The organism is Chlamydiales bacterium (genome assembly GCA_031292375.1).
GTDB lineage: Bacteria > Chlamydiota > Chlamydiia > Chlamydiales > VFKH01 > JARLHF01.
In genome coordinates this window covers 20,711-28,734 of sequence record JARLHF010000002.1, presented here as the reverse complement: position 1 = coordinate 28,734, position 8,024 = coordinate 20,711, and the positions used below count along the sequence as shown (strand labels likewise).

At 40.2% G+C, this 8,024-nt stretch carries 5 protein-coding genes; 3 read left to right on the top strand and 2 right to left on the bottom strand.

The window, feature by feature from the left end:
* Positions 1–207: 207 nt before the first annotated feature.
* Entirely contained in the window at positions 208–912 is a 705-nt protein-coding gene (locus P4L16_00605) for a hypothetical protein (protein ID MDR3623628.1), read from the top strand.
* Between the two features lie 67 nt (positions 913–979).
* On the opposite strand, the gene P4L16_00600 is transcribed toward P4L16_00605, so the two are convergent.
* Positions 980–3,385 carry a right-handed parallel beta-helix repeat-containing protein gene (locus tag P4L16_00600; protein ID MDR3623627.1) on the bottom strand — a complete coding sequence of 802 codons (2,406 nt, stop codon included), beginning with the start codon at positions 3,383–3,385 and terminating at the stop codon, positions 980–982.
* 218 nt (positions 3,386–3,603) lie between these two features.
* On the opposite strand from P4L16_00600, the gene P4L16_00595 reads away from it, so the two are divergent.
* Complete coding sequence (locus tag P4L16_00595; protein MDR3623626.1) at positions 3,604–4,761, top strand: YncE family protein; 1,158 nt, start codon at positions 3,604–3,606, stop codon at positions 4,759–4,761.
* A 188-nt stretch (positions 4,762–4,949) separates the two neighbouring features.
* Here P4L16_00595 and P4L16_00590 read toward each other — a convergent pair whose 3' ends face one another.
* Positions 4,950–5,666, bottom strand: a complete 717-nt coding sequence (locus tag P4L16_00590; protein ID MDR3623625.1) for a hypothetical protein — start codon at positions 5,664–5,666, stop codon at positions 4,950–4,952.
* Between the two features lie 170 nt (positions 5,667–5,836).
* Between P4L16_00590 and P4L16_00585 the strand changes: the two genes are divergently transcribed.
* A complete protein-coding gene (locus tag P4L16_00585) occupies positions 5,837–8,020 on the top strand; it encodes an adenylate/guanylate cyclase domain-containing protein (GenBank protein ID MDR3623624.1) in 2,184 nt (727 codons plus the stop codon).
* Positions 8,021–8,024 lie beyond the last annotated feature (4 nt).

Here is an 8,024-nt window from a genome sequence, read left to right as displayed (position 1 = left end):
TTTTTATTATTTTTTTGCTAACATTACTGATAATTATTTGAAATAACGTTGATTTTTGTGACTTTAATCTCTAGTTTCCGCTTCATTTGGCCTACTAGACGAGAAAACACTTATAAATCCATCGCCACTCCTAATTGCTGAAAAAAACTTGCCTTAATTGACAAACCTTAGTATATCGGGAAAATTGTAAATATATTGGGGGTGAATATGAAGAAATATTCATTAATAGCATTGACAGTGCTCTGCACAAATGTAGGGGCTCAAGAGTTCTGTCCTAATCTCTGTCTCGATTTTAGTATGGGGCCAAGCTATGTAATCCCTTATGGCTATGGCACTAGTGGAGATATCAACTTTCCAGCTTCTCCTTCGGCGAATATCTCAGGGTCCAATCTTGAATATCAAAAAGTCCTTGGGTGGGATGTTTCTGTTGGAACCACTTTTTTCCAAGACTTTAGATTCTCAGTCGACTATGAATATGCCGCTTCGAAAATTTCTACAAGAAGTGCAGTTTTGTCCGAGGATAGTTATAACGCAGATCTTTTTCTGAACACCCTTTTATTAAAAAGCCGCTACATTGCCCCTTGGACGTTTGGAATCACTAGATTTTATGTAGAAGCAGGGATTGGGATGGCTAATCTAGCAACGTCCCAGCAACGTTTGATCACTACTGCCGATCTAGCGCCTTTTACACTGCCTAATCATAATGTTTGGCGTCTTGCCTTTTCAGCAGAGGTAGGGGCAAAAACTTATCTATACAATCACCTCTCTTTGGAATATGGTGTACGTTACACAAATTACGGAAGATATTCCTCAGGTGTGAATCTGATTGAGCAAAGGGCTCAATTATATGGCAGTGTTAGCGCGCACCTTTGGTCCATTGCTCCATATGTCTCTTTAGATCTGGCCTTTTAGCCAAACCAAGAGCTATACACAAACAAGTTCAAGAATTGGTTTGTGTATACCTTATTAACTCAGATTCTTAAGGAGTACAGAATACAGGATTGGAGCAGGATTGAACAGCATCGATGGTACCAGCTGTGTTGATCGTCCCCACATTGACAGATGCTGCATTACAAGGACTAAGATAGAAGGTCCCATCTCCTGGATTACTCAAGAGATAATCCGAGCTATTGTTGTTGTCAGTAAGAGTTAAACAGGCCACAGGAGCCGATAGAGTCGATCCTACGACTACAGCTGTGCCTGCATTCCCTGAAAATGTATTATTAGTCACAGACCCCTCAAAGTTTTGAAACTGCTCTATGTCAAGACCTGAGGCAGCATTCGAAGATAGATTTTCACAATCAGTGATTATATTATCCGAAATCTGCAAATTCCAAGTGTCGATACCAGTAGGCGCATAACTAACGACCCCAGTTCCTTCACATCTAAGAATTTCATTATTTGAAATTGTTAAATCAAGGTTTGAGAAGTCTTGGTTTATCGCAATGCCGTTTGATGTATTTCCAATATCTGTAATAGTGTTGTTGTTAATTGTGATGGTCCCTGTTGTAGTAGATGCTGAACTGATTACAGCGATTCCATTATTATGGCATCCAGTAATTGTGTTGTTTGTTGCAAGCAATGTCAACATATGAGTTGGTGTTGCAAGAACTATTCCAGACCCTCCATTGTCAGACATTGTATTGTCTGATACTGTAACTGCAAGAGTTGTAATTTCACCTGAGGTATACATATAAAGAGAATTCGATACATTGCTAGAAAACATATTATCCTTTAATGTGATTGAGCAATTGTCTGAAGTTCCATTCGAAATAACAACAACACTTGATCCCAGGACATCTTGAGATCCTGTTCCATTGTTTGTAATTGTATTGTTAAGCAAGTTAATGTCGGCATTAACAACGTTATCGATATTAAATCGAATGCTACCAGTTGTATTCTCGTTAAAGATGTTGTTCTCAATATAGGCAGAGAAGCTATTGCTATCTACGGATATCTCTAATGGAACACTAGAGACAGAAGTTTGGCTTTTAAATGTATTATTTGAACAGACAACGGAAGATGTCCCGTTAAGAGTCAATAAGATTCCGTTAGTGTTATCTAAAAACTGATTGTCGGTTATAGATATCGATGCATCACCGGAAAAAGAAGCCTCTATTGGAAAAGTATTAGTATTTTCAATCGTGCAAGAAGAAACCTCCAAGCTTTGAAGATCCGTCCCGTAGATGGCATCATTTAATGCAGACGTGATGGTAAAACCGCTGACAACGTTGTTGGTTGCTAAATCAACAGCATTTCCATCTGTATCAACATTCGTATTGGTAATGATGGGAGAGCTGCTACTGTATGCCGGAATGGTAATCGTACCTACAGTAGTTTGTAGCGGATGACTAATGCCAGATCCCCAAAACTTCTGATACGCTTGCAAAGAGATTCCTGAATTCATTCCTGTAGTTGTTCCATCGCCAGGAAATACATAAATGACGTCATATGGTGAAGAATTATTTTGTGCTTCAACTAAAGTAGGATAAGGACTCTCATAGGTGCCTTTTGAGCTGCTTGTATTATCAACGAATACAAAAATATAAGGAAGGCCTGTTAAGGGATTGATAGCAATGCTTGTTTTTTTTGTTTTATCAATGACGATGATCTCTTGTCGACTCACTGGTTGAATCATTCGGCTATTTAGCCCATTTGCAAATTTGCAACTAGGTTTCTTCTTTTTGCCAAAAGAAAAGGTTAGAGAGATCTGCCCTTGGAAATTGTTGTGAAAAGTTCTGTCATACGAATTACTAATTTCCAAAGTTAAAATGTCTTGAAAGGTACTGGCAATTCGCACTTTTCCACCAAAAGTGGAGGAAGCGATATTTCCTGTAAAGTAATAAGGGCCCGCTGCTGTATAGAAATCAAACGATTCATATGTTCCTAAGTGAAAACCAAATTCTGCATTGGCCCCTCTCATCGCAGATTGATACTTTTCTGATATAAGCGCAAAATGGTCGAAAAAAGTTTCAAAGGCAAGGTCGTATGGATCAGAGATCTTTGAGCCAAAAGGCAAGTAGCCATTTATCCGAAAATCAAATATCTCTCCAAGAGTTTCAAAGCCAACTCCCATTTGATTCAAGCCAAAAGCTTTCGCGTTTCTATAGTCGTAGTAAACGTTTACGCCATAAACTCTGCTTCTCCATAGAGTTCTTAGTCCAGCCCCAATATTAGCTGCGCATTCTTTGTTATCAAAAAGATGACCTCTAATATCGAAAAAAGGAGTGATTTCCGATCCACTTGGATCTGCAACTAAAAAGGCTTCAAGAGTCGTATAACCATCATCATAACCAATACCCCCACTTTCAATATGACGAATGCTTGTTCGGTAGTATTGTTTGCCGTTATAACAGCTTTCCTCCCGTGCGTGAGCGCGAGTCAAACCACAGAACATTACTATACAAAAAATAAAGCGGAACATCCTTTACCTTCAGAAAAAATCTTACGTAACTTATCTTAAATCATAGCAATTAAGATCAACTATTTTTTACAAAAGCACTTTGTGTGCACACGTAAACAATTCCCCAAGTTAATAGTTGTTGCATGGATTTGCAATTACCTATATCTTTCTTGAAAAAGATTTTTATGGGAGATACACAAATGATCAAAAAATTAAAGTTCTACGCGATAAGTTGTTTGTTTTTGTGGGCAGGTTTTTTGTATGCAAATGAGCCCAATACACTCGTCTCAACAATTGCCGTAGGAGATACTCCAGAAGGAATTGCGGTCACCCCCGATAGTCTTTTCGCCTACGTGGCAAATGGAGGTAGCAATAGCGTTAGTGTATTAAATCTAACATATAACGTCCTCGAACAAACCATTAATGACATTAGTTTCAACGCCCCCTATACAGTAACTATTAATTCAGCTGGAACAAAAGCTTATGTCACTAATAGCAATGGCACGACCGTAAGCATTATAGATTTGGCCACAAACATCGTCACAGGAAAGATTGACGGGTTTGACGGCCCTTCTGGCCTAGTTATAACACCAGACGATGCTTATGCATATGTCAATAATTATGGAAGCGGCCGTGAAAGTGGTGATGGAACAACAGTTAGATTAGTTGATTTAAACACAAATGCAATTATTGGAGCACCAATCACTGTAGGGCTGGCTCCTGCGGCAATGGCTATAACGCCAGATGGCGCCTATGTCTATGTTGTTAGTTATGTCGATGGGAATCTGGGTACTGGCACAATAAGCATCATAAAAACAAGTGACAATTCTGTACGGCTCAATGCTATTACAGGCTTTTCTGGGCCATTTGCAATCGCAATAACACCTAATGGCAAATACGCTTACATAACTAATTTTGGAAGTAACAATTTTTCCCCCGTAGGTACCACCGTCAGTGTTGTTGCTCTCGATAGCAATACCATTGTCGCAACGATCACTCTTGGAATACAACCCGCTGGTGTTGCTATTACGCCCGATAATTCCTTTGCCTATGTTTCTAACTACAGCACTCTTTATGATGGTCCAGATTTTACTGATCTAGTATCTGGCCAAGGCACTGTCAATATTATCGACATCCAAACTAATACAGTAATCGCTCCAATAATAGGAGTTGGATTCTCTCCAGGGGCAATTACCATATCGCCCAATGGCCAATTTGCATATGTTTCTAATTACACCTCTAACACCGTAAGTATCATAGCATTACCATCAACACTCTATGATCTTAATCGATTGAGACCCTACTATAATCTACAACGCGACGAAACAGTCGCAAAATTAAATCAAGCAGGGTTATGAACAACTATACCGAAACGCACTAAAAAAATTTTAGATGAAATAATCCTAATCATGCTAAGGTAGAACACCAGATTTCAGTGAAACGGGCTAAAAACATAAGGGGAAAAGGAAATGTGCATTGTTGATAATACGTGCCTCCTCCCTTAACTTTATGCTTTTTTCTCGTAAAATCTTAATCACTCAGGTTATTACCAACAATACCCTAGCTCTAGACGAAGGCCGTAAGTGTGAATCCCACCCCAATCGCCACTATCATCAAACATTGATGCATCAGGAGCATACATGTATTCTGGAACCAAAGAAACATCCCAATGACAAAGAAAGCGATATATGACAGGAAGCTCAATAAGCCAATTGGGCTTTTTTGTGATAGTGCCAGTATCATCACTAATCTGTACTCGCAACACTTCAAAGTTGACCTGCCCACGTAAAAAAAGACTCCAATCTCTATTAACATCCCAACCTAAGAGCAAGCCAACGGGAATATAATTTTTATACGCATGTAGTGTAGTATCCCCATAATTAGTTTGCCTGTCTTGGAGGTATCCAAAACCCGTATAAGGTGTAATCAACCAATTACAAAATCTTCCAAATGCTAAAGTATAACCTATATTTCCTTCGACAGTCCACTCATGATCAAACGTATCAGAAAAAGAATCACGCTCTTTTCCAGAATTCAGACGACTGAATAGGCGAATAAAAAGATCTTGCGGACATAAATGTTCATAGCCTCCAAAACCACCCCACATATTTTGGCTGCCAGCAGCAGTAGCGGTAATAGGAAATGAATAAGCGCGAAACTGATATTCCGGTCCTAAAAAGAGGCGATCGGGCATGACACAACGATCGACATAGGCTCCAACAAAACTGCTCACAGCTAAAAAAAGAAAACTCAAAATGCGCATAAAAACACCCCGCTTTTGTGAGATATTACCTCATTTATCACTCTAGCATACCATATACCATGCTCAACAATAAATTCATACTCCCCTACTCACTCATGTTATACACAAACAAATTCAAGAATTGATTTTTGGCTTTATCTTAATTCTTTCCAAATTATATAAAAAAAAGAATGCACAACCCTAGAAATATTCAAATAACGCTCGCACAGCTTTTTAGCATTAGTCTCATCGTACTAATCGCACTGCTCTGCCTGCTCTTTTATGTTCTACTGCAAACTTCTCGAACTTCTATCATGCAGGCTGCGGATAACTTACGTGAGAGCGCAAGCCGCGAACTTGCAGAAAAAGTTACCTCCTACCTCAACCAAGCAGAGCATATCGAAAACAGCTTCCAGACTTTGATTAATCACCAAGTTATCAATCCCAATAATTCAATTGAGACTGAAACAACTCTTTTTTCCTTGCTCTTAACGAACAATAATCTTTCCGAAATCTCCTTTATCTATGGAGACAAAATTGGATATGATGCAGAGGGCAATATCCTGCTTGCACAGATGGGCCGAGGCGAGATGAGCCTCTTTAGAACATCTAGTGAAAGCTCTGCCCCCATCGATACGCGCTACATCTATCAAAAAAATGAACAATGGGTCTTTCAATCGCGTCTTCGCTCAGCACAAAATGATCTCTTTGGCAGACCCTTTACTCAAGAGAAAACAAACTCCATTATAGATCCCACAACACATCTTACTTTTATGACTCCTGCAAGTGAACAGTACAGCGGCACAGACCTCTGGAGCGACCTTCATTGGTCACAAGTAGATGATAACCTACCTGAAAATAAACGTCACGTGGAATTAAGCCTGCAAAGAACAGTAACAGATGTCAAAGGCAAATTCCTGGGTGTGCTGCGCATTGGCCTCTTTAGCAAGCAAATCGATATGATCAGTCAGTTCAAGCTCCTACCTCATGATCCAAATGATGCGCATATCGTCTTTATTGCTGATAGATCTGGAGAGCTTATCACCCGTTTAAATGCGACGGATACTCCCAAACTCATCGATGGCAACCTTCGCTTTTCCTCAGCAAATGCTCTTCCAGAGATACAACTAAGCTTAAAAAACCCCTCTCTTGGCTTAGTTACAGCTACTGCGCCTGTACAGACTACACAGTTTGACTATCAAGGCAAAACCTACCTTGTCACGTACAGAGAAATCAAAGGGTCTCAAGACTGGATCCTCGGAATCCTTGTTCCACAGTCCTACTACGTAGGCTCTTTGGAGGTTATACGCAACCGTCTTCTTCTCGCAACAGCCATAATCATGTTATCATTATGCATCGGTGGGTATTTTGTGCAGCGTTTGCTCAAAGGAGGACAAGCAAAAATTATCCATGAAACGCTCAAGATGCATAACTTTGACTTTGTTGCATCAGAGCCGCGCTCCATCTTTCGTGACGTTTATGAAATTCTCTTAAGTCTAGAACTTGCAAAGACTGCCATGCGCGCTATGGGTAAGTATGTCCCCATACAACTTGTGAAACAACTCTACCAATCACAGAAAGATCCAACTCTTGGAGGAGAAGTCCAAGAGGTCTCCATACTTTTTACTGATATCCAGAACTTTACCTCCATTGCAGAAAAACTCCCTGTAAGCAAACTCGCTGCTGCCCTTGGGGAATATCTCAGAGTGATGACTTATATCATCCAGAATAATAGACAAGGCACCATTGATAAATATATCGGCGATGGGATTATGGCTCTGTGGAATGCACCAGTTCCCCTTCCTAATCATGCTCAAGCCGCATGCCAAGCGGTGCTCGATTGTGCTGCTGCACTGCAAAAACTATTCACATCTCCACAGTGGACCAATCTACCACGCCTTGATACGCGATTCGGACTTCACAAGGACCTTGTGATAGTGGGAAACTTTGGAGCACCAGATAGGCTTAATTTTACGGCCATTGGCAACGGCGTTAATATAGCATCGCGCCTGGAAAGTCTCAACAAGCAATATGGCACCTCTATGCTTGTCAGCGAAGATATCTATGAATCTGCTAAGGAACTCTTTATATTCCGCCTACTAGACCTCGTTGCCGTTAAGGGCAAGACCGAAGGGATCAATGTGTATGAACTTATCGGAAAAAAAGGAGAAAAACCAGAGATGAATGAAATCCTTCTTAAGTACGAACAAGCTTTTAAAGCCTATCAAAGTCGCAACTTCAAAGAAGCCATCAATCTACTCAAAGATCAACTTAGCGATAATCCAAGCAATACCCTTCATGCTCGTTGCACCCTCCTATTACAAACCCCTCCTCCAGACTCCTGGAACGGCATTTATATTTCCGCAATCAAGTAACTCA

Excerpts from the sequence above, each read along its gene's own strand:
- P4L16_00605 (MDR3623628.1), top strand. The coding sequence starts at position 208 with ATGAAGAAATATTCATTAATAGCATTGACAGTGCTCTGCACAAATGTA.
- P4L16_00595 (MDR3623626.1), top strand. The coding sequence starts at position 3,604 with ATGATCAAAAAATTAAAGTTCTACGCGATAAGTTGTTTGTTTTTGTGG.
- P4L16_00590 (MDR3623625.1), bottom strand. The coding sequence starts at position 5,666 with ATGCGCATTTTGAGTTTTCTTTTTTTAGCTGTGAGCAGTTTTGTTGGA.
- P4L16_00585 (MDR3623624.1), top strand. The coding sequence starts at position 5,837 with ATGCACAACCCTAGAAATATTCAAATAACGCTCGCACAGCTTTTTAGC.